Source organism: Desulfofundulus sp. TPOSR (assembly GCF_011393055.1).
GTDB lineage: Bacteria > Bacillota > Desulfotomaculia > Desulfotomaculales > Desulfovirgulaceae > Desulfofundulus > Desulfofundulus kuznetsovii.
In genome coordinates this window covers 201,402-220,641 of the sequence record NZ_JAAOEF010000001.1, presented here as the reverse complement: position 1 = coordinate 220,641, position 19,240 = coordinate 201,402, and the positions used below count along the sequence as shown (strand labels likewise).

At 55.9% G+C, this 19,240-nt stretch carries 17 protein-coding genes; 14 read left to right on the top strand and 3 right to left on the bottom strand.

The window, feature by feature from the left end; all coding sequences use genetic code 11:
- The first annotated feature begins 224 nt into the window (after positions 1–224).
- Together bioA and bioB are read left to right on the top strand one after the other, a co-directional pair.
- Positions 225–1,592 (top strand): adenosylmethionine--8-amino-7-oxononanoate transaminase, encoded by a 1,368-nt coding sequence (gene bioA, locus G7K71_RS01205; RefSeq protein WP_207712573.1) that lies wholly within the window; start codon positions 225–227, stop codon positions 1,590–1,592.
- A gap of 532 nt (positions 1,593–2,124) precedes the next feature.
- The gene (gene bioB, locus G7K71_RS01200; protein WP_166342908.1) at positions 2,125–3,099 is read left to right on the top strand and encodes a biotin synthase BioB; all 975 of its coding nucleotides are present in this window, start codon (positions 2,125–2,127) and stop codon (positions 3,097–3,099) included.
- Positions 3,100–3,126: 27 nt separating this feature from the next.
- On the opposite strand, the gene G7K71_RS01195 is transcribed toward bioB, so the two are convergent.
- On the bottom strand, positions 3,127–4,884 hold the full coding sequence (locus G7K71_RS01195) for an NFACT family protein (RefSeq protein ID WP_166342906.1): 1,758 nt from the start codon (positions 4,882–4,884) through the stop codon (positions 3,127–3,129).
- A gap of 621 nt (positions 4,885–5,505) precedes the next feature.
- Here G7K71_RS01195 and G7K71_RS01190 point away from each other — a divergent pair.
- The 9 genes from G7K71_RS01190 to coaBC all read left to right on the top strand — a co-directional run bounded on the left by G7K71_RS01190 (position 5,506) and on the right by coaBC (position 15,017).
- The gene (locus G7K71_RS01190; protein WP_166342904.1) at positions 5,506–8,253 is read left to right on the top strand and encodes a calcium-transporting P-type ATPase, PMR1-type; all 2,748 of its coding nucleotides are present in this window, start codon (positions 5,506–5,508) and stop codon (positions 8,251–8,253) included.
- Positions 8,254–8,408: 155 nt separating this feature from the next.
- The gene (dapF, locus tag G7K71_RS01185; RefSeq protein ID WP_013822398.1) at positions 8,409–9,251 is read left to right on the top strand and encodes a diaminopimelate epimerase; all 843 of its coding nucleotides are present in this window, start codon (positions 8,409–8,411) and stop codon (positions 9,249–9,251) included.
- A gap of 25 nt (positions 9,252–9,276) precedes the next feature.
- Positions 9,277–10,455 carry an LL-diaminopimelate aminotransferase gene (locus G7K71_RS01180; protein ID WP_013822399.1) on the top strand — a complete coding sequence of 393 codons (1,179 nt, stop codon included), beginning with the start codon at positions 9,277–9,279 and terminating at the stop codon, positions 10,453–10,455.
- A gap of 25 nt (positions 10,456–10,480) precedes the next feature.
- Positions 10,481–11,674 (top strand): pyridoxal phosphate-dependent aminotransferase, encoded by a 1,194-nt coding sequence (locus G7K71_RS01175; RefSeq protein WP_166342902.1) that lies wholly within the window; start codon positions 10,481–10,483, stop codon positions 11,672–11,674.
- Positions 11,675–11,752: 78 nt separating this feature from the next.
- Positions 11,753–12,631 carry a YicC/YloC family endoribonuclease gene (locus G7K71_RS01170; protein WP_166342901.1) on the top strand — a complete coding sequence of 293 codons (879 nt, stop codon included), beginning with the start codon at positions 11,753–11,755 and terminating at the stop codon, positions 12,629–12,631.
- A gap of 22 nt (positions 12,632–12,653) precedes the next feature.
- Positions 12,654–12,935 (top strand): extracellular matrix/biofilm regulator RemA, encoded by a 282-nt coding sequence (remA, locus tag G7K71_RS01165; protein WP_013822402.1) that lies wholly within the window; start codon positions 12,654–12,656, stop codon positions 12,933–12,935.
- Positions 12,936–12,937: 2 nt separating this feature from the next.
- A complete protein-coding gene (gene gmk, locus G7K71_RS01160) occupies positions 12,938–13,567 on the top strand; it encodes a guanylate kinase (RefSeq protein ID WP_013822403.1) in 630 nt (209 codons plus the stop codon).
- Positions 13,568–13,582: 15 nt separating this feature from the next.
- A complete protein-coding gene (rpoZ, locus tag G7K71_RS01155; RefSeq protein WP_013822404.1) occupies positions 13,583–13,789 on the top strand; it encodes a DNA-directed RNA polymerase subunit omega in 207 nt (68 codons plus the stop codon).
- A 19-nt stretch (positions 13,790–13,808) separates the two neighbouring features.
- A complete protein-coding gene (gene coaBC / locus G7K71_RS01150) occupies positions 13,809–15,017 on the top strand; it encodes a bifunctional phosphopantothenoylcysteine decarboxylase/phosphopantothenate--cysteine ligase CoaBC (protein ID WP_166342899.1) in 1,209 nt (402 codons plus the stop codon).
- A gap of 13 nt (positions 15,018–15,030) precedes the next feature.
- Here coaBC and G7K71_RS01145 read toward each other — a convergent pair whose 3' ends face one another.
- Entirely contained in the window at positions 15,031–15,396 is a 366-nt protein-coding gene (locus G7K71_RS01145; protein WP_013822406.1) for a hypothetical protein, read from the bottom strand.
- A gap of 65 nt (positions 15,397–15,461) precedes the next feature.
- Complete coding sequence (locus G7K71_RS01140; RefSeq protein ID WP_070321076.1) at positions 15,462–15,914, bottom strand: MarR family transcriptional regulator; 453 nt, start codon at positions 15,912–15,914, stop codon at positions 15,462–15,464.
- Positions 15,915–16,091: 177 nt separating this feature from the next.
- Here G7K71_RS01140 and G7K71_RS01135 point away from each other — a divergent pair, with 177 nt between their 5' ends.
- The 3 genes from G7K71_RS01135 to def are packed head-to-tail and all read left to right on the top strand — an operon-like array spanning position 16,092 to position 19,236.
- Positions 16,092–16,550, top strand: a complete 459-nt coding sequence (locus G7K71_RS01135; protein WP_166342898.1) for a hypothetical protein — start codon at positions 16,092–16,094, stop codon at positions 16,548–16,550.
- Between the two features lie 2 nt (positions 16,551–16,552).
- A complete protein-coding gene (gene priA / locus G7K71_RS01130) occupies positions 16,553–18,754 on the top strand; it encodes a primosomal protein N' (protein ID WP_166342896.1) in 2,202 nt (733 codons plus the stop codon).
- Between the two features lie 17 nt (positions 18,755–18,771).
- Positions 18,772–19,236, top strand: coding sequence for a peptide deformylase (gene def, locus G7K71_RS01125; RefSeq protein WP_013822410.1), 465 nt, complete (start codon positions 18,772–18,774; stop codon positions 19,234–19,236).
- The last annotated feature ends 4 nt before the right edge of the window (positions 19,237–19,240 follow it).

Sequence of the window (19,240 nt, the reverse complement as noted above, 5' to 3'; positions counted from 1 at the left end):
TGCACTAATATAGGATAAACGTACTTGCTCCCAGGATGAAATGAAAACGTTGCCGCTTAAAATGGGCGAGTGAACCCAGCACTCACCATGATTACTGGCTCTTTTCGAAACCCCATGTGCCATTTAAACCTGGAACGCCGGTAGTATACTCATATTTTTGGGTGAGTGCTGGGCGGCAGCCAACCGGGCATTTATCCAGTCTATTTCTTCCGGAGGTGCTCGATTTGATTAAATACGATCCCGCCCTTTTGGAACAGTGGGACAAGGAGTACGTCTGGCATCCTTTTACCCAGATGCAGCAGTATGCCAGGGAAAAACCTTTGATCATTGCCCGGGGCGAGGGAAGCTACCTTATTGATGTAGAGGGAAACCGCTACCTGGATGGAGTTTCGTCCCTCTGGGTGACCGTGCACGGCCACTGTCATCCCGCATTAAACCGGGCCATCAAAGAACAGCTGGATGAAATAGCCCATTCTACCCTGTTGGGTTTGGCCAACGTTCCCTCGATCCTCCTGGCCAAAAAGCTGGTGGAGATTACTCCCCCGGGACTCAGTAAAGTTTTTTACTCCGACGCCGGGGCCACCGCCGTGGAGATTGCCTTAAAAATGGCCTTTCAATACTGGCAGCAAAAGGAAGGGGGGTGCTTCCGCAGCAAGACGAAGTTCATCTCCCTGGTGGAAGCCTACCATGGGGACACCATTGGTTCGGTCAGCGTGGGCGGCATATCCCTTTTTCACGGTATTTTTAGACCTCTGCTTTTTGAATGCCTGCATGCTCCCGCTCCCTATTGCTACCGCTGCCCGCTGGAAAGAGAAAGGGAAAGCTGCGGGATGGCCTGTGCGGACCGGCTGGAGGAATTGTTAAAGGAGCACCATCAGGAGGTTGCCGCCGTGATCATCGAACCCCTGGTTCAGGGGGCCGCCGGGATGATCACCGCACCGGACGGTTTCCTTCGCCGGGTGCGGGAACTATGCACCAGGTATAACGTTCTGCTGATTGCCGATGAGGTGGCGGTGGGTTTCGGCCGGACAGGTCGACTCTTTGCCTGTGAACACGAAGGGGTTTCTCCCGATTTAATGTGCCTGGCCAAGGGTATTACCGGGGGCTATCTTCCCCTTGCTGCCACCCTGACTACCGATGAAGTTTACAGCGCCTTTCTGGGTAAACCGGAGGAAGGCAAGACCTTTTATCATGGCCATACCTACACGGGCAACCCCCTGGCCTGTGCTGCCGCCCTGGCCAGCATTGAGTTATTTGAAAAGGAAAATTTGCTGGCCGCCCTGCAACCTAAAATAGAACTGCTGCACCGCAAGCTGGAAGGTTTCTGGGAGTTGCCCCATGTGGGGGACATCCGCCAGCGGGGTATGATGGTGGGTATTGAGCTGGTAGCGGATAAAAAGACCAAACAACCTTACCCTAGGGAGGAGCAAGTGGGCCACCGGGTGATCCTGGAGGCCCGCCGGCGGGGGCTGGTTATCCGTCCCCTTGATAATGTGATCGTACTCATGCCCGTACTGGCCATGTCGGAAGAGGAACTGAACCAGGTCCTGGAGATCACTTATGAATCCATAGCCGTGGTCACGGGTAAGTAAAAAGTCACCTAATCCCGTATTTCGTAGTAAAAACCGCCCCTTGCTGAAGGTGACGTGGTGCCGCTCGATGAACAAGGGAAAAGTTCGTCCCAACACCCCATGCCTGGATAATTAGTTGAAAGATAATGTCGCAAAACCAGACACTAGATGGGCGGCGGTCGTCCCTCAAGGAGCGACATTGCGGAGGGCCGGATACGAAACACGGCGCTGCCGAGGTTAGCATACCGGCAGCGCGAATCGCGCTGGTACCAGTATCGATATAATGATTGGGTTACTTAGGCTGTAACTTTTCATAAGGAAAGTATACTTCCGGCGCATATGCAGCGCTGCCAGGTTTGCTCCGAGGCAAGTATGGCAGCGGCATCGATGGGCTTCAACAAAGCAAACTATTTCGGTTGCCGCTGCGGAGCAGCACATGTATTTTTCGGGGAACTTCTTTTTCGTCCGGCCCGTAGCACGGAGCGACGGGGGACGACCGCCGCTCCGATAGTTATGCGACAGTATCTGAAAATCTTTTGGGGGGTTTTAGCTTATGTGGCAGGAGATAAAAAGTAAGGTTCTGGAAGGGAAGGGCTTAACCCGGGAAGAAGCCCTTGCCCTGGCCGGCTGGCCGCCGGAGAAGTTGGGAGAGTTGCTAGACCTGTCCCGGCAGGTACGCCAGCGCTTCGGGGGCCGGGAGGTGGAGCTCTGTTCCATCATTAATGCCCGGTCTGGTCTTTGCAGTGAAGACTGCCGTTTTTGCGCCCAGTCCTCCCGCTACCGGACCGGGGCGAAAACCTATCCTTTGCTTGGGCCGGAAGAGGCCCTGGAAAAGGCCCGGCGCATGGAAGCCGCCGGGGCGCGGCGTTTTGCCCTGGTGACCAGCGGCCGGGGCATTGGAGAGCAGGATTTTCGGCGGGTGCTGGACACTTACCGGGTGCTGCGGGCCGAAACCCGCCTGGAACTCTGTGCCTCCCTGGGTATCATTGATGGGGATAAGGCCCGGCGTTTAAGGGAAGCCGGGGTAACCACCTATCATCATAATCTGGAAACCAGCCGGAGTTATTTCCCCCATATTTGCACCACCCATACCTTTGAGGAGAGGGTGGCCACCATCCGGGCCGCCCAGGCGGCCGGATTAAAGGTTTGTTCCGGCGGGATCATCGGCATGGGGGAATCCATGGCCGACCGGCTGGAAATGGTCCTGGAGCTGCGGGAACTGGGGGTAACATCAGTTCCGGTAAACATTTTAAACCCCATTCCCGGCACGCCCCTGGCCGGACAGAAGTCCCTGCCGGTAGAGGAGATCTTCAAAACCCTGGCCCTTTTCCGCCTGATCATGCCCCGGGCCGTTTTACGCCTGTGCGGGGGAAGGGAACCCGGTTTGGGGGAAAAGCAGCAAAAAGCCCTGGAGGTGGCCGTTAACGGGCTGATGATCGGCAGCTATCTCACCACCCGGGGCAATGAAGTACAGGAAGACCTGGACATGATAGCCGCCGCGGGGTTAAGGCTGGCTGCCGGGGGCTGAGCCTAAAAAAAGGTGCGATTCCGGCGGTTACGCCTTGAGCCTTTCTACCAGTTCCTGATCGGGATTAACGGTGAGGGTGCGCTGTCCGGTATATATAACGTAGCCGGGACGGGCTCCCCGGGGTTTGTGTACGTTTCTGCGCAGGGTATAGTCCACCGGCACGTTTTGCGATTCCCTGGCCCGGCTGAAGTAAGCGGCCAGGGAGGCAGCTTCGGTCAGGGTGGTTTCCGGTACTGTCCGTCCGCCGGTGCGAATGAGCACGTGGGAACCGGGGATATCCTTGGTGTGCAGCCAGACGTCTTCACCTTTGGCCAGGCGCAGGGTGAGGTAGTCGTTTTGCTTGTTGTTCCGTCCCACTAAAATGGTAAAACCATCGCTGGAAGTAAAAACAAGGGGCCGGGGTTTTTCCGGTTCCCTTTTCTTTTCCCTGTTTGCCGGCTTCAAGTAGCCCTGTTCCTCCAGTTCTTCCCTGATTTCCACCAGCTCCGGTACGGTTGTGGCCTGGATAATGGCCGTTTCTACGCCTTTTAAATATTCCAGCTCCCTTTGGGTTTGTTCGATCCGGTTTCCGGTTTCCTCCCTGGTTTGTTTGGCCTTGGTATATTTTTTAAAGTAGGCCTGGGCATTTTGCACCGGTTTCAAGCGGGGATCGAGAGAGATGATTACCATCTTTTTTTCCGGATCGTAGAAATTTTCCAGGGTAACCTCACTAAGACCTTTTTCCAGGCGGTACAGGTTGGCCATGATTAGTTCTCCAAAGATTCTATATTCATCCGCCCGTTCGGCTTTGGCCAGGCTTTCTTCCTGCAGGGAAAGCTTTTGGGAGAGGCGGCCCATCTCCCGCCGCACAACGGTAAGCAGGGATTGTTTTTTACTTTGATAATCCTGCTCTTCTTCCCTGGCCGTATAAAAGAGATCGACCAAAGTATTCATGGTACCCTGCCGGCGGGTTAAAGGGTGAAAATGGGTTAGATCAAAGGCGGCAAATTCCCTGGGCCTGCCCTGTTCGTCCAGCACCAGGGAAGGTTGGAATTCTCCCCGGGCAATGGCGCCGGCCATTTGTTGAATTGCCTGCCACAAAACCACTAGTTCATGTTCCCCGCAATGATCCAGAATAAGGTCTTGCGCCAGTCCGGCCCGGTAAAGGATCTCCCGCGCCATCACCTGGCTAATCCCATCCAGGATACGCTGCAAGATAGCAGCTACGGGGGTTTCCAGGGGAGCTTCGAGCAACGCCTGGCGGAATTCCTCTTCTTTCAGTTCCAGGGGATTTAGTTTATGCTGTTCCGGCGGGGGTATATATTCCCGGCCGGGCAAAACCTCCCGGTGGCGGCTGACGGCGTAGGTATAGCGTTTGATGGCGTCAATAATTTGCTTTGTACCGGGGTTAACCAGAATAATGTTGCTGTGCCGCCCCATGATTTCACATACCAGTTCCTTCAAACTGGGTTCTCCCAGGTCGTTGTAGCTCTGAACCTGGAAAACCAGTACCCGGTCCAACCCCCGCTGTTGGATTCCCCGGATGCGGCCTCCCTCCAGGTGCTTGCGCAGGACCATGCAAAATACCGGTGGGGATGGGGGGTTTTCCCTTACCCGCCCGGTTAAGTGTACCCGGGCGTTTTCCGGATGAGCGGAAAGCAACAGGCGGGCCCGGGTGCCCGGGCGGTGGATGAGCAGATGTATTTCCAGAGGAGAAGGTTGGTAGATTCTCTCAATGCGTCTATCGAGCAGTTCGTTTTCCAACTCTTTGCGTACCGCTGCCATTACCAGTCCATCAAAAGGCATAGAAGACTTCCTTTCCTCCACTGACATGTTACCAAACAGTTGAAAATATTTAGTAAAACCGTTATGAGGAGGATGCGGCGCTGTCCGGAGCGAACGACTTGCGAAGCGCCGGTAACAGCACCCGGTGAAGCGAGGCTGCCGGCTCGGCTCTCGAGGACGCATGATGAACTACCCGGAAGAGGACCTTTTAAGACATATTGTTTCAAAAGGTAACAACGAAGAATGATTAGTGGCGGGCAATCCGCAGAGAGCCAGAGCCGGTCCGAAGCGAGCCGCGGTGCTGTCGGCGCGGAGCACTGGAGTGAGCGGGGACAGCGCCGCATCCAACCGGGCTTACTGAATATTTACAAACAGTTTATCACTTCCGGCTGGCGGCCCGCAAGGTACGGGCAAGGATTCTGCTACCGTTTTTCCTTACCGCACCAATATCGACAGGATTACGCAGGATACGCGGTTTGTTTACCACCGCGCCACGTTTCGTAAATGGTTTTTGTGCTGCCCCGCTCCCTTTGCCAGCTTTAGCAAAGGGATAGTTTGGATCATGCCCCTCGGAGGTTATTTTTGCCAGGTGATGCGCATATGTTTAAGTGGGACAAACCGCAATGGTAGGGGTGATGGCCAATGCCGGAACAATGGTATTCCTTAACTGGCGAAGAAGTGGCAGCGGTGCTCAAGACCGATCCGCACCGGGGCCTGGACGAGCGGGAGGTCAGGGGGAGGACCGCCAGCTTTGGTCCCAATGAACTGGCCAGGGCACCCCGGGTGCCCTTATGGCGGATGTTCTTGGAACAGTTTAAAGATTTCATGGTGTTGATTTTGCTGGCAGCTACCATCATTTCTGGATTTTTGGGAGAATTTGTGGACGCCGCCACCATTATGGTCATTGTGATCATCAATGCCATTCTGGGTTGCGTCCAGGAGTACCGGGCCGAGCGCTCCATGGAAGCTTTAAAAGAGCTCACCGCTCCCGAGGCCCGGGTAATCCGGGGGGGGATGGACCAAAAGATCCCCGCCGCAGGACTGGTGCCCGGGGATGTGGTCTTACTGGAGGCGGGAGATCGGGTGCCGGCAGATCTGCGGCTGTTGCAGGCGGTAAACCTGGAGATAGAGGAGTCTGCTCTTACCGGTGAGTCCGCCCCCGTTAAAAAGAGGGTAGAGCCCATTCCGGGAAGGGTTACCCCCGGTGATGCCCGTAACATGGCCTACCTGGGGACAGTGGTAACCCGCGGCCGGGGTAAGGGGATAGTGGTGGCTACGGGAATGGCCACCGAGATGGGCCGCATTGCCGGGTTAATTCAAGAGGCTGGGAGTGAAGAGACCCCCTTGCAGCGCCGCCTGGCCCAGTTGGGACGGGGATTGGTGGTTTTTTGCCTGCTGGTTTGTGCCCTGGTGGTGGCGGTGGGCATTTACCGCGGTGAGCCGGCCGGCCAGATGTTCCTGGCCGGAGTCAGTCTGGCTGTGGCGGCCATTCCCGAGGGACTGCCCGCCATTGTTACCGTCGCTCTGGCCATCGGGGTACAGCGCATGATCCGGCGCCGGGCCATTATCCGCAAGCTGCCGGCGGTGGAGACCCTGGGCTGCGCCACGGTGATCTGTTCCGACAAAACCGGCACCCTGACTCAAAATGAAATGACGGTGCGCCGGGCTGTGGTGGGCCAGGTTCCCGTGGAGTTTACGGGAGAAGGGTATGATCCCAAGGGGGAAGTAATCACCTCGCTCACCCCCCGTGCTGAAGAGTTCCAGTTATTTTTCAAGATTGCCGCCCTGTGCAATAACGCTATGCTCATCCGCAGCGGGGTTTCCATAGGAGGATTGTTTCGCAGCCTGGCCCGCCGGGAATCCCCCGTCTGGACCATCAACGGCGATCCCACCGAAGGGGCGCTGCTGGTCATGGCGGCCAAGGCAGGCTTCTGGCGGGAAGAACTTGAACGCCACGAGCAGAGGGTGATGGAGTTCCCCTTTGATTCCGAGCGCAAGCGCATGTCCGTGGTGTACAAGCAAGCCGACGGTACCCTGGTTGCCTACGTCAAGGGGGCCCCTGATGTGGTGCTCGAGCTGTGCACCCACTCCTACCGCCACGGCCGGATAGTTCCTTTAACGCCCCGCCAGCGGGAAGAAATTTTACGTCAGAATGCCGCCATGGCTTCCGACGCCCTGCGGGTCCTGGCCCTGGCCTGGTGCAGGCTGGGACCCGCACCTCCGGGAGAGTTGACGGAGGCGGAGGTCGAACGAAACCTGGTTTTTGTAGGTCTGGCGGGGATGATCGACCCGCCCCGGCCGGCGGCAGTGACCGCCGTGCAGCGTTGCCGCCGGGCAGGAATCAAGGTGGTGATGATTACCGGGGATCACCGCCTTACTGCTGCAACCGTGGCCAGGGAACTGGGTCTTTTGGGAAGCCAGGGGCGCATTTTAACCGGAAGAGAACTGGACCAGCTGGACGATGATCAGTTGAGGCGGATGGTGGGAGAAGTGGCGGTATACGCCCGGGTGTCACCGCGCCATAAATTGCGCATTGTCCGGGCACTGAAGCAGGCCGGCCATGTGGTGGCCATGACCGGAGACGGGATCAATGATGCTCCGGCAATTAAGGAGGCGGATATCGGTATCGCCATGGGCATAACCGGTACGGACGTAACCAAAGAGGCCTCCTCCATGGTTTTGGCCGACGATAATTTTGCCACCATTGTGGCCGCCGTGGAGGAGGGGCGGGGTATTTACGATAATATCCGCAAGTTTATACGTTACCTCCTTTCCTGCAATGTGGGGGAGGTGCTGGTCATGTTTTTTGCCGTGCTGGCCGGACTGCCTTTGCCCCTTTTGCCCATTCAGATATTATGGATGAACCTGGTTACCGACGGGTTGCCGGCCATGGCCCTGGGGGTGGACCCGCCTGATACCGATATCATGTACCGGCTGCCCCGGCACCCCCGGGAGAGCATTTTTGCCCACGGCCTGGCCTGGCGTATCCTGGGCAGCGGCCTGGCCATCGGTCTGTGCACATTGCTGGTCTTTGCCGGAGTTCATGTCCTTGGTCACGGCCACCTGGATCTGGCCCGGACCATGGCCTTTAATACCCTGGTATTTTCCCAGCTGTTTTTTGTCTTTGCCTGTCGTTCGGAACGTCATACCATCTGGGAAGTGGGGTTGTTCTCCAATCCCCACCTGCTGGGGGCAGTACTCTGTTCCATTTTTTTGCAACTAGCGGTTACCTATGTGCCCTATTTGCAGCCGGTATTTCATACCGTGCCCCTGGATGCTTCCCAGTGGCTGGTGATTATTCTAATCTCACTGGCCCCGCCCCTGTTTAGTACTGCCTTCAGGCACCTGCAGTTGCGGGCCAGGGAAAAAATAATGTATATTAAAGTCTAAGGCCAAATTTTTGGATCTTTTGCAGGAAAACTACCGGACAGGGCGAAGTATTAATTTTGTCCCTTCCGGCTAAAAGAAATAATACGGTTTAGGAGTACTGTCTCCAAGCGCGGGAGGGTTAGGAGACAGTATCTCTTTAAGGAGGGCTTACCTGATTGCAGTTCTTCAAAGTACATGGTTTGGGAAACGATTTTATCCTGGTCGATCTGGTAAAACAGGAATGGCCGGGTGGGGAGGATTTGTCCGAATCTGCCCGGCGGCTCTGTCACCGCCAGTTTGGTATCGGGGCCGACGGTCTGGTGCTCCTCCACTCAAGCCCCAGGGCCGATGTTTTCATGCAAATCATTAACCCCGATGGCAGCGAGGCAGAAATGTGCGGCAACGCCATCCGCTGCGTGGCCAAATATCTCTACGAGCGGGGCGGGATTAAAAAAGAAGTAATGCATATCGAAACCAGGGCCGGCGTGATGGTGCCCCGGTTGGTGCTGGAGAACGGGCGGGTGGCCGCGGTGCGGGTGGATATGGGCATCCCCCGTTTGGAACGGCAGGACATTCCCATGATCGGCCCTCCGGGGCAGGTAATCAATGAACCCCTAGTTCTTGAGGGGCAAGCCTTCCATGTAACTGCTGTCTCCATGGGCAATCCCCACTGTGTGCTTTTTGTTCCCGATGTGGAGCGGGTAGACCTGCACGGGTTGGGGCCGAAACTGGAAAAGCATCCCCTTTTCCCCCGTAAAACCAATGTGGAGTTTGTGCAGGTTTTAAACAGGGGCGAGGTAAGGGTGCGGGTTTGGGAGCGGGGGGCGGGGCCTACCCTGGCCTGCGGTACCGGGGCGTGTGCCACGGTGGTGGCCGGTGTGCTGAACAATTACACGGACCGTGAGGTCAAGGTTCACCTGCCGGGGGGAACCCTCCTCATTGAATGGAAGGAAGACGATCATCTATATATGACCGGGCCGGCAGAGGAAGTCTTTTGCGGCCAGATTCCCTGTCCGTAGTAGTGTACGTAAGGAGGTATTGATTTTGCGGTTCGAACAGGCGCAACGCATAAAAAACTTACCCCCCTATCTCTTTGCCCGCATTGAGCGGTTGATCGAGGAAAAAAAGGCTGCCGGGATAGACATCATAAGCCTGGGGATAGGCGATCCGGATCAACCCACCCCGGACCACATTATCGAGGAACTGATTAAGGAAGCCCGCAACCCGGCCAACCACCAGTATCCCTCTTCTGTAGGCATGCTCAGCTATCGCCAGACAGTGGCCAACTGGTATGCCGGACGTTTCGGAATACAGCTGGATCCCAAAACCGAAGTGGTCACCCTTATTGGTTCCAAGGAAGGCATCGCCCATATTTCCTGGTGCTACCTCAACCCCGGGGATACGGTGCTGGTACCAGACCCGGGTTATCCTGTTTATGCAGGGGGGGCCATCCTGGCCGGGGCGGAGCCCTACTATATGCCCTTAAAGGCCGAACGGGGATACCTTCCCGATCTGGCCGCCATCCCCACAGAAGTGGCCCGGCGGGCTAAAATGATGTTTATCAATTATCCCAACAACCCCACGGGGGCGGTGGCCAGTGAGTCTTTCTTTGCGGAAGTGGTTGCTTTTGCCCGGGAGTTTAACGTCCTGGTCTGCCACGATGCGGCCTACTCGGAAGTGGCCTTTGATGGTTACCGGCCGCCAAGCTTTTTGCAAGTCCCCGGCGCCAGGGAGGTAGGTATTGAGTTTGGCTCCGTTTCCAAGCCCTTTAATATGACCGGCTGGCGGATTGGCTGGGCCGCAGGGTGCGCGGAAGTTATCGAAGCCCTGGGCCGCCTGAAGTCAAATCTGGATTCCGGACAATTTCAGGCCATCCAGTATGCCGCCATGGCGGGGTTAAACGGCCCGCGGGAGGTTATTGACCGGGTTAACGCCCTTTACCGGGAGCGCCGGGACATCCTGGTGGACGGCTTGAACTCCCTGGGCTGGAAGCTGGAAAAACCAAAGGCAACCTTTTATGTCTGGGCTCCCGTTCCGGCGGGGCACACCAGCGAATCCTTTACCGAGCTGGTTCTGGAAAAGGCTGGCGTTGTGATAACGCCGGGTACCGGTTACGGTGCCAATGGAGCGGGTTATTTCCGGATGTCCCTCACTGTGGATACCGCCCGTCTAAAAGAAGCAGTGGAACGCATTAAGAAAAACCTCGGGCCAGTAAGATTCTAAAAACGCGTTGCAGGAGTGATCAGCCGTGAAACTTGCCGACAGGGTCAAAAACATTAGTCCTTCACCCACCCTGGCCATCGATGCCCGGGCCAAGAAAATGATTGCTGCCGGAGAAAAGGTAATTAATTTTGGTGCAGGGGAACCGGACTTCGATACTCCGGAGCATATAAAAGAAGCGGCCATGGCCGCCATCCATAAAGGCATGACCAAATATACCCCGGTGGGCGGTACCATGGAGTTAAAAAAAGCCATTATACAAAAATTGAAGGCCGATAACGGACTGGAGTATACACCGGAGCAGATTGTGGTTTCCGTGGGAGCGAAGCATTCCCTCTACAACGCCATGATGGTGCTCCTCCAACCGGGGGATGAGGTTATTCTGCCAGCACCCTACTGGGTCACCTACCTGGAACAGATCAAGCTGGCCGGTGCGGTGCCGGTAATCGTCCAGACGCGCCAGGAAAACGGGTTCAAATTGACGGCCGAGGAACTGCTTTCGGTCGTCAGCCCGCGCACTAAGATGGTGATTATAAACTCTCCCGGCAACCCCACCGGCGCAGTATACGCTAAGGAAGAATTGGTGGAGCTGGGAAAGGTGATTGAAGACCGCGGGCTGGTGGTTATTTCCGATGAGATTTACGAAAAACTGATCTATGACGGTTGCGAACATGTAAGCATAGCCTCCTTGAGTCCGGCCTTGAAGGAGCAAACGGTGGTCATCAACGGAATGTCCAAGGCCTATGCCATGACGGGCTGGCGCATTGGCTATGCTGCCGCCCCTACGGAGGTGGCCAGGGCCATGATTGATTTGCAAAGTCACTCCACCTCCAATCCCACCTCCATTGCCCAGGCGGCCAGTGTGGCGGCCTTAACCGGCACCCAGGAGCCCTTGATGGAGATGGTGGCGGAATTCCGGCGGCGCCGGGATTACATGCTCCAGCGGTTGAACGCCATACCGGGAATTTCCTGTAACACTCCGAGCGGCGCCTTTTATGTTTTTCCTTCTATGGCCAGGTATATTGGCCGCCAGTATAAAGGGAGGCAAATTAACGGAGCCAGCGATCTGGCCAGCCTTCTTCTGGATGAGGTCAAGGTGGCGGTGGTTCCCGGGGTGGCTTTTGGCGATGACCGCTGTTTCCGCCTTTCCTACGCCACCTCCATGGAAAACATTGTGGAAGGACTCAACCGCATTGAACAGTTTTTCCTACAAATTGATTAAAATTAATTAAGGGGAACGAGGGCTGATCGTTCCCCTTGCGTAAACAATCTAATATACTTTCGGAAAGGAGCAGGATTTTTGCTAAAGAGCATGACAGGTTTTGGCCGGGGAGAATCATACGGGCAGGGCAAAAAATTTACGGTGGAACTTAAATCTGTGAATCACCGCTTTTGTGAAGTTGTCCTGCGCCTGCCCCGGAATATGGTTTCTCTGGAGGATCGAGCCAGAAGGCTGATTCAGTCCCGCATCTCCCGCGGGCGGATTGACGGTTACTTTTCCGTGGAGGAATGCGGTGAGCAAAGTCCAGTTGTAAAAGTTGACAAAGCCCTGGCTACATCGTATTATAAGGCAATGGAGGAATTAAAGGTCACCCTGGGATTAACAGATCCCGTCACCATACAGCATCTGATTAATCTACCGGGACTGCTGGTGGTGGACGAGCCTGTTGAAGATGATGATGCATGGTGGCCTCTGGTTTCCGAGGCCCTGGAACAGGCGCTGGATGGTTTGGTGCAAATGCGCCTTTCCGAGGGCAGCCAGCTTAAGGTGGATTTGACCCGCCGCCTGGAACGGATTGCGGAACTGAACGAGCAAATCAAAGCCAGGGCACCGCAGGTGGTAACGGAATACCACAACCGCCTGACCCAGAGACTGCAGGAGTGGTTGCGCGATACACCGCTGGATCAGGCCCGGCTGGCTACGGAGGTAGCAATTTTTGCCGAGCGTTCCAGTATTGCCGAGGAAGTGGTGCGCCTGGCCAGCCATATAACCCAGTTCCGGGACTTTCTAAACGAGGGTGGCCCCGTGGGCCGCAAGCTGGACTTCCTGATTCAGGAGATGAACCGGGAGATCAACACCATTGCCTCTAAAGCACCTGACCTTGAGATCAGCCGGGTGGTGGTGGAGGTAAAAAGCGAACTGGAGAAGATGCGGGAACAGGTGCAGAATATCGAATAATCCCGTGGCAGGGGGGAGAATGATGGAGATTAGATTGATTAATATCGGCTTTGGCAATATTGTTTCGGCAAACCGCATTGTGGCTATTGTCAGTCCCGAATCGGCACCCATCAAGCGCATTATTAGCGAGGCCCGTGATCAGGGCAAGCTGGTGGATGCCACCTACGGGCGGCGTACCCGGGCAGTGATTATTACCGATAGTGATCACGTAATTCTCTCCGCCGTGCAGCCGGAAACGGTAGCCCATCGTCTGGTAAACAAGGAGAGCACTCCTGCCCAGCCGGAAGAGCGCCCGGATGAATAATCATGAAATCAGAGGGCATATTGATGGTACTGTCCGGTCCTTCGGGGGCCGGTAAGGGTACCGTTTGCCGCGCTTTGCTGGAAAAACAACCGGGGATTCACCTTTCCATTTCCGCTACGACCAGAAAACCCCGGGCCGGGGAAGTGGACGGGGTTAATTACTTTTTTGTCTCCCGGGAGAAATTCCAGCAAATGATCGATGCCGGGGAATTGCTGGAGTGGGCGGAGGTCTATGGCAATTATTACGGTACGCCGCTAAAAACGGTAGAGGATGCCCTGGCCAGGGGTGAGGATGTGCTCCTGGAGATTGATGTTCAGGGGGGCTTGCAGGTAAAAAAGAAGTTTCCCTCAGCAGTACTGGTTTTTCTCCTACCCCCTTCCCGGGCTGTGTTGGCCGAGCGCCTTGCCGGTCGCGGTACGGACTCCATCGAAGAGATTCAAAGACGGTTGCACTGGGCTAACACGGAACTAAGGTTCCTTTTCCGTTACGATTATGTGGTGATTAACCGGCATGTTGAGGAAGCAGTTGCTGTCCTGCAATCGATTCTTGTAGCCGAAAAATGCCGTCCTCAGCGCATAAAAATGGATGAAAGCTGGGGTAATTTAACGGATCTTAAAGAAAATTCCTGGTGAGTACGGGGGATCGCCATGAATCAACCGTCTTTAGACGAACTAATGAAAAAAGTTGATAGCCGCTACACGCTGGTCGTGGTGGTGGCGAAAAGAGCAAGAATGCTGACGGAAACAGGCGAAGAAGAAGGAGATAATCCGGCGGTAAAGCCGGTTACCAGGGCATTACACGAGGTTGTCCGGGGTCAGATCCGTTACCGCCGGACCAAACATGGCTTTAAGTAGTGCACGGGGGGCGAAAAGCATGCTTGCGGACAGGTCCGTCATCCTGGGCGTAACCGGGGGAATTGCCGCCTATAAAGCCGCGGAGCTAGCCAGTGCCCTCGTCAAGGCCGGTGCCCTGGTGGACGTGGTCATGACACAGGCGGCACAGGAATTTGTGCGACCCCTAACCTTTGCCGCCCTTACCGGGCGACCGGTGCATACTGACCTGTTCAACCCCCCTGCCGGTGGGGCTATTCCCCACATTGAGCTGGCCACCAGAGCCGATTTAGTTGTAATTGCCCCGGCCACGGCGAACATCCTGGCCAAGCTGGCCCACGGCCTCGCCGATGATCTTTTAAGCTCCCTGGTTTTAGCGGTTACCTGCCCCGTGCTCCTCTGCCCGGCCATGAACGCCTGCATGTATGCGCACCCGGCGGTACAGGCCAACCTTAAACGGCTTGTTGAGATGGGTTACCATATTTTAGAACCGGAGGCAGGCCGCCTGGCCTGTGGTGTGGAAGGCCGTGGACGTTTGCCTGCCCCTGAGGTTATCCTGGAACATATTAAAGGCCTGATCTCTTCACCGGGTGATTTCGGTGGAATAAAGGTCCTGGTTACCGCCGGAGGGACCAGGGAGCCCCTGGATCCGGTGCGTTATATCTCCAACCGCAGTTCAGGCAAAATGGGCTACGCCCTGGCCGCGGCAGCTATACAGCGCGGGGCCGCGGTTACCCTGGTATCCGCTCCCACCAGTTTGGATCCGCCCGCTGGGGCGGAGCTGGTTTCCGTGGAAACCGCCCGGCAGATGTACCAGGCTGTAATGGAACGCTTTTCCACCCAGGATGTGGTTATTAAAGCGGCAGCAGTAGCCGACTACCGCCCCAAAATAGTGGCGGACCAGAAAATAAAAAAGAGCGAGGGAACTCTGATCCTGGAGCTGGAAAAAAATCCCGATATATTATATGAACTGGGGCAACGCAAAGAACCACACCAGACACTGGTAGGTTTTGCTGCTGAAACCGAAGATTTGGAGGCCAATGCCCAGCAAAAGCTGCGCAAGAAAAATCTGGATCTGCTGGTGGCCAATGATGTTACCCAACCGGGGGCGGGCTTTGGCGCCGACACCAACATTGTCAAGCTGTTCTATCGCGACGGGCGTACCCAATCCCTGCCGGTGATGGATAAAAAAACACTGGCACACCGTATCCTCGATGCGGTTATAGAGCTGCGTTACCCGGGGAACAGCTAAAAGCTATGTATCCTTACCACAAAGTGAAGTATATTTGTTGTCCTTCTTTGGTGGCTCTGACCAGTTCACAATGGCGTAAAACTGCAAACTGTTTTTCCAGTTCCCACTGGGGCAGATTAAAGGTACTGGCCAGTTCTTCCTTGGTTGCCTTCCCCTTTTCCTTGATGTATTCATAAATTCTCTTCTGGAGCGGGGTCAGACCTGCGGTGCCTGTCTGTCCCAGCTGTGTTCTGGTGGCTTTAGCGCTGGCCACGGCCGTCGGGTCGCAGGGTTTCGGAGGTTGCAGTGCGGCAATGTAACAGTCCTCGCATAAAGTTTGCCCGTAATAGTCATAGCTGTCTTGCGGCGGTACTTCCTCCTGACATCTGACGCACTTCACAGCGATCAACCCCCTTACAAAAATGTTAAATTTCCCCCGTTTGCGACCGGGGGTTGAAAGGCTTTTTACAATTTATCCAGGCCCTGTTGCAGTTTAACTAAAAGACGGATAAGGGTTTCCTTTTCTTCGATGTTTAAGCTGGATGTGGCTCGTTTAAGCAGGTCCATGTGCAGGGGTAAGACCCCGTGGATAAGCTGTACGGCCCGGGGAGTGATTTGGGCGCGGATCACACGCCGGTCTTTAGGATCAACAACACGGACTACCAGCCCGTCCCTTTCCAACCGGTCCACCAGGCCGGTAATATTGGCCCGGCTAACCAGCATGCGCTGCCCCAGTTCGGAAAGGGGAAGGCCCTCTTCCCCGGCATAATACAGTTCCATCAGGGCATTAAATTTGGGCTGGGAAAGGTTGAAATGGGCAAAGTGCCTGGCCAGCAAGTCTTCCAGCAAATCCATCGTTCGGGTAAGCTCAATTACGGTACGTACGGCCAGGTAACCTTCTCCCTGGGGCAAGCACATTCCTCCTAAAAGTATTCTGTACTTTAATTGTAAATATATTAAATACTTTCGTCAACGGTTTATAACCGTATCATATGCTTCCTGCGGACACGGGATTGCTTTAATTTTTGACCCTTGAGAGTGTAAATGTATCCTTTTAGCGCCAAGGGCAGTAAAATATACCAGGGAGTGAGCGCCATGTTTTTCCATCCCTGGTTTTCCGCACCTCATTGTCCGGAACGGCGTAAGTGGTGCCAGGTCGACAAGGTCGACATCCGGCTCGGCGAATTAACCATGCGCATGAGCCGTCGCAACAAGATGAATGTGCCGGCGGAATTTTCGGCCTTTATTCCACGGGCTGAATTGCGCCGGCGTTATTACAGCGGTGGAGAGCTGACCCGGGAAGACGAATTCATTTTAAGCAGCATTACCATTACCCACGCACCCCGTTTTCCCTCGGAGGAAGAACGGTTACCGGTACCGGTGTCGCCGCCCGGGATGCTGGAGGCGGCAGATAAGGGTGCGGAAACAGAAAAACCGGTATTTAACATAAATTGGCAGTTTGAGAGACCGAAAAAAGAGTCCCTACCGGCGGTTTCTGCCCCGCCCCCCCGGGCCTGTGTACCCCGCCTGAAGTTTGGTAGCAGGGAGAGATAAGGTTGCACGCGGAAGTGCTGGTGTCTTTAGCTCTCCGTCAGGTGGACAAGGTCTTTCATTATAACGTGCCCTCTTCCCTGGCGGGCAAGGTGCAGGTTGGCAGCCGGGTGCTGGTACCCTTCGGCCGCCGTAAAGTAGAGGGCTATGTGGTTGGTTTTAGTCCGGCACCGAACCCTGCCGATTTAAAGGATGTGGCTGCCCTTTTAGACGAGGGGCCCCTATTCACTCCCCACCAGCTGGCCCTGGCCCGCTGGATGGCGGCCTATTACCTCTGCCCTACGGTTAAAGCACTGCGAGCCATGATCTGGCCCCTTTTGCAGGTGAAGGGGCCGAAAAAGGTACGGGGATTGTGGCCGGCAGCCTGCTGCGAGGCTCCCGATTTCCGGCGAGCACCAAAGAGTGCTGCGGTGTGGCAGGTTATTCAGGCCCGCCCCGGCCTGTCCAGGAAGGAACTGGCAGAAGCGGCCGGCGTTTCCCCCCGGGTGGTGGATGTCATGGTTGCCAGAGGGCTTTTACGCAGTGAGGAACGCGTTGAGTCCCGGGATCCGTGCCAGGATTTGCCTGAAAAAAGGATAAAACCACCTGTTCTCCATGGGGAACAGATCCGGGCGGTAAGCAAGATTATCGAGGCCCTGGATCAAAAAGGCGGACGGCAGGTTTTTTTGCTCCACGGGGTAACGGGCAGCGGGAAAACTGAGGTTTACCTCCACGCCATCGCTGCGGCCCTGGCCCGGGGAAAACAGGCCATGATGCTGGTTCCGGAGATTGCCCTTACCCCCCAGATGATTGATATTTTCAGGGGGCGTTTTGGCCGCCAGGTGGCTGTGCTACATAGCCGCCTTTCCGACGGGGAAAGATATGATGAATATCAGCGCCTTCGTACCGGGGAGGCCGGGGTGGTGCTGGGTGCCCGCTCGGCCATTTTTGCCCCCCTGGAGCAACCCGGTTTGATCATTTTAGATGAGGAACACGAACCCTCCTACAAACAGGAGGAAAGCCCTCGCTATCATGCCCGGACGGTGGCCCTGCGTTTGGCCGGGTATGCCGGGGCGGTGGTAGTTCTGGGTAGCGCGACCCCCTCCCTGGAATCGTATTGCCAGGCCGTTGGTGGGGGGGCGTACCATTTGCTGGAACTGACCCGGCGGGTGGGCGAACTCCCCTTGCCGTCCGTGCGCCTTGTCGACCTGCGCCGGGAGTTGCAGGAAGGAAACAAGGGCATCTTTTCCCGTGATCTCCAGGAAGCCATCGCCCGGCGATTGTCCCGACGGGAACAGGTTATCCTTTTTTTAAACCGGCGGGGTTATTCCACGCTGGTGGTTTGCCGGGAATGCGGTCTGGTGCTGAAATGCCCTCACTGCGATATTTCCCTCACCTATCATGTCAGCGGGCGGCTACGCTGTCATTATTGCAACTACAGTGTGCTGGCTCCTTCCCTGTGTCCCGGTTGCGGCAGCCGACATGTAGCCTATCTGGGTATGGGCACCCAAAAGGTAGAACAGGAAATCCGGCGATTATTTCCCACGGCCCGCGTCCTGCGGTTGGACAGCGATACCGTAGGCCGGCGGGGTGCCCACAGGGAGATCGTAGATAGTTTTCGTGAGGGTGAAGCGGACATCCTCATTGGTACCCAGATGGTGGCCAAGGGGCTGGATATTCCCGGCGTAACCCTCGTTGGAGTGATCAATGCTGATATTTCCCTTTATATGCCCGATTTTCGAGCCAGCGAACGTACTTTTCAGCTGCTCACCCAGGTGGCCGGTCGCTCCGGCCGGGGAGAGCAGGGGGGAGAGGTGCTGATCCAGACCTATTCCCCGGATCACTATGCCGTGACCTGTGCCCAAAACCATGATTACCAGGGGTTTTACCGCCGGGAAATGGCTTTAAGGCGGACCCTGGGCTACCCTCCTTATACCCACCTCGCCCGGTTGCTGGTCACCGGGAGGATGGAAAAGGAGGTCCAGGAGGCGGCAGATTTCCTGGCCCAAGCAGTCCATGCTGCTGGCGTGCCTGTTGAACTGCTGGGGCCGGCCCCTGCTCCTCTCACCCGCATTAAGGATCGCTACCGCTGGCACCTGGTATTGAAAGCTTCGGCGCAGGGCGTTCTGCGGGAAGCGGCAACGGCCGCCCTGGACGGTTTTTCCGGGACGGGCCGGTACCGCCGGGTTCAGGTTTCCGTGGACATTGCCCCGCAAAGTATGATGTAATTGAGGAGGTTTAAGGGGTGGCAGTTTTTAAGATCGTCCTTTATGGAGATGAGGTATTGCGTGAGAAGGCCAGGCCGGTTGCCAAAATTACCCCCAATATTCATAAGCTCTTGGATAACCTGCGGGATACCATGTATCACGCCCGGGGGGTAGGGCTGGCCGCGCCCCAGATCGGGGTCTCAAAGCGGGTAATTGTGGTGGATACCGGAGAAGGCTTAATTGAGTTAATCAATCCTGAAGTTGTAGAGGCCCGGGGAGAAGAAACTGATACCGAGGGATGTTTGAGCCTGCCCAATGTGGTAGGGGAAGTGACCAGGGCCGCTGAAGTGCGGGTCAAAGGGCTGGATAGGTACGGTAACCCGGTAGAACACCATGCCCGGGGTTTCCAGGCCAGGGCATTGCAGCATGAAATTGATCACCTGGATGGCATACTATTTATCGATCGGGCTGTGCGCATCCGGCGTGTCAAACCAGGGGCCTGATTAG

Coding starts and splice junctions, on each gene's coding strand:
- G7K71_RS01135 (WP_166342898.1), top strand. CDS start 16,092: ATGTTTTTCCATCCCTGGTTTTCCGCACCTCATTGTCCGGAACGGCGT.
- remA (WP_013822402.1), top strand. CDS start 12,654: ATGGAGATTAGATTGATTAATATCGGCTTTGGCAATATTGTTTCGGCA.
- bioB (WP_166342908.1), top strand. CDS start 2,125: ATGTGGCAGGAGATAAAAAGTAAGGTTCTGGAAGGGAAGGGCTTAACC.
- rpoZ (WP_013822404.1), top strand. CDS start 13,583: ATGAATCAACCGTCTTTAGACGAACTAATGAAAAAAGTTGATAGCCGC.
- G7K71_RS01190 (WP_166342904.1), top strand. CDS start 5,506: ATGCCGGAACAATGGTATTCCTTAACTGGCGAAGAAGTGGCAGCGGTG.
- G7K71_RS01140 (WP_070321076.1), bottom strand. CDS start 15,914: ATGTGCTTGCCCCAGGGAGAAGGTTACCTGGCCGTACGTACCGTAATT.
- G7K71_RS01195 (WP_166342906.1), bottom strand. CDS start 4,884: ATGCCTTTTGATGGACTGGTAATGGCAGCGGTACGCAAAGAGTTGGAA.
- coaBC (WP_166342899.1), top strand. CDS start 13,809: ATGCTTGCGGACAGGTCCGTCATCCTGGGCGTAACCGGGGGAATTGCC.
- gmk (WP_013822403.1), top strand. CDS start 12,938: ATGAAATCAGAGGGCATATTGATGGTACTGTCCGGTCCTTCGGGGGCC.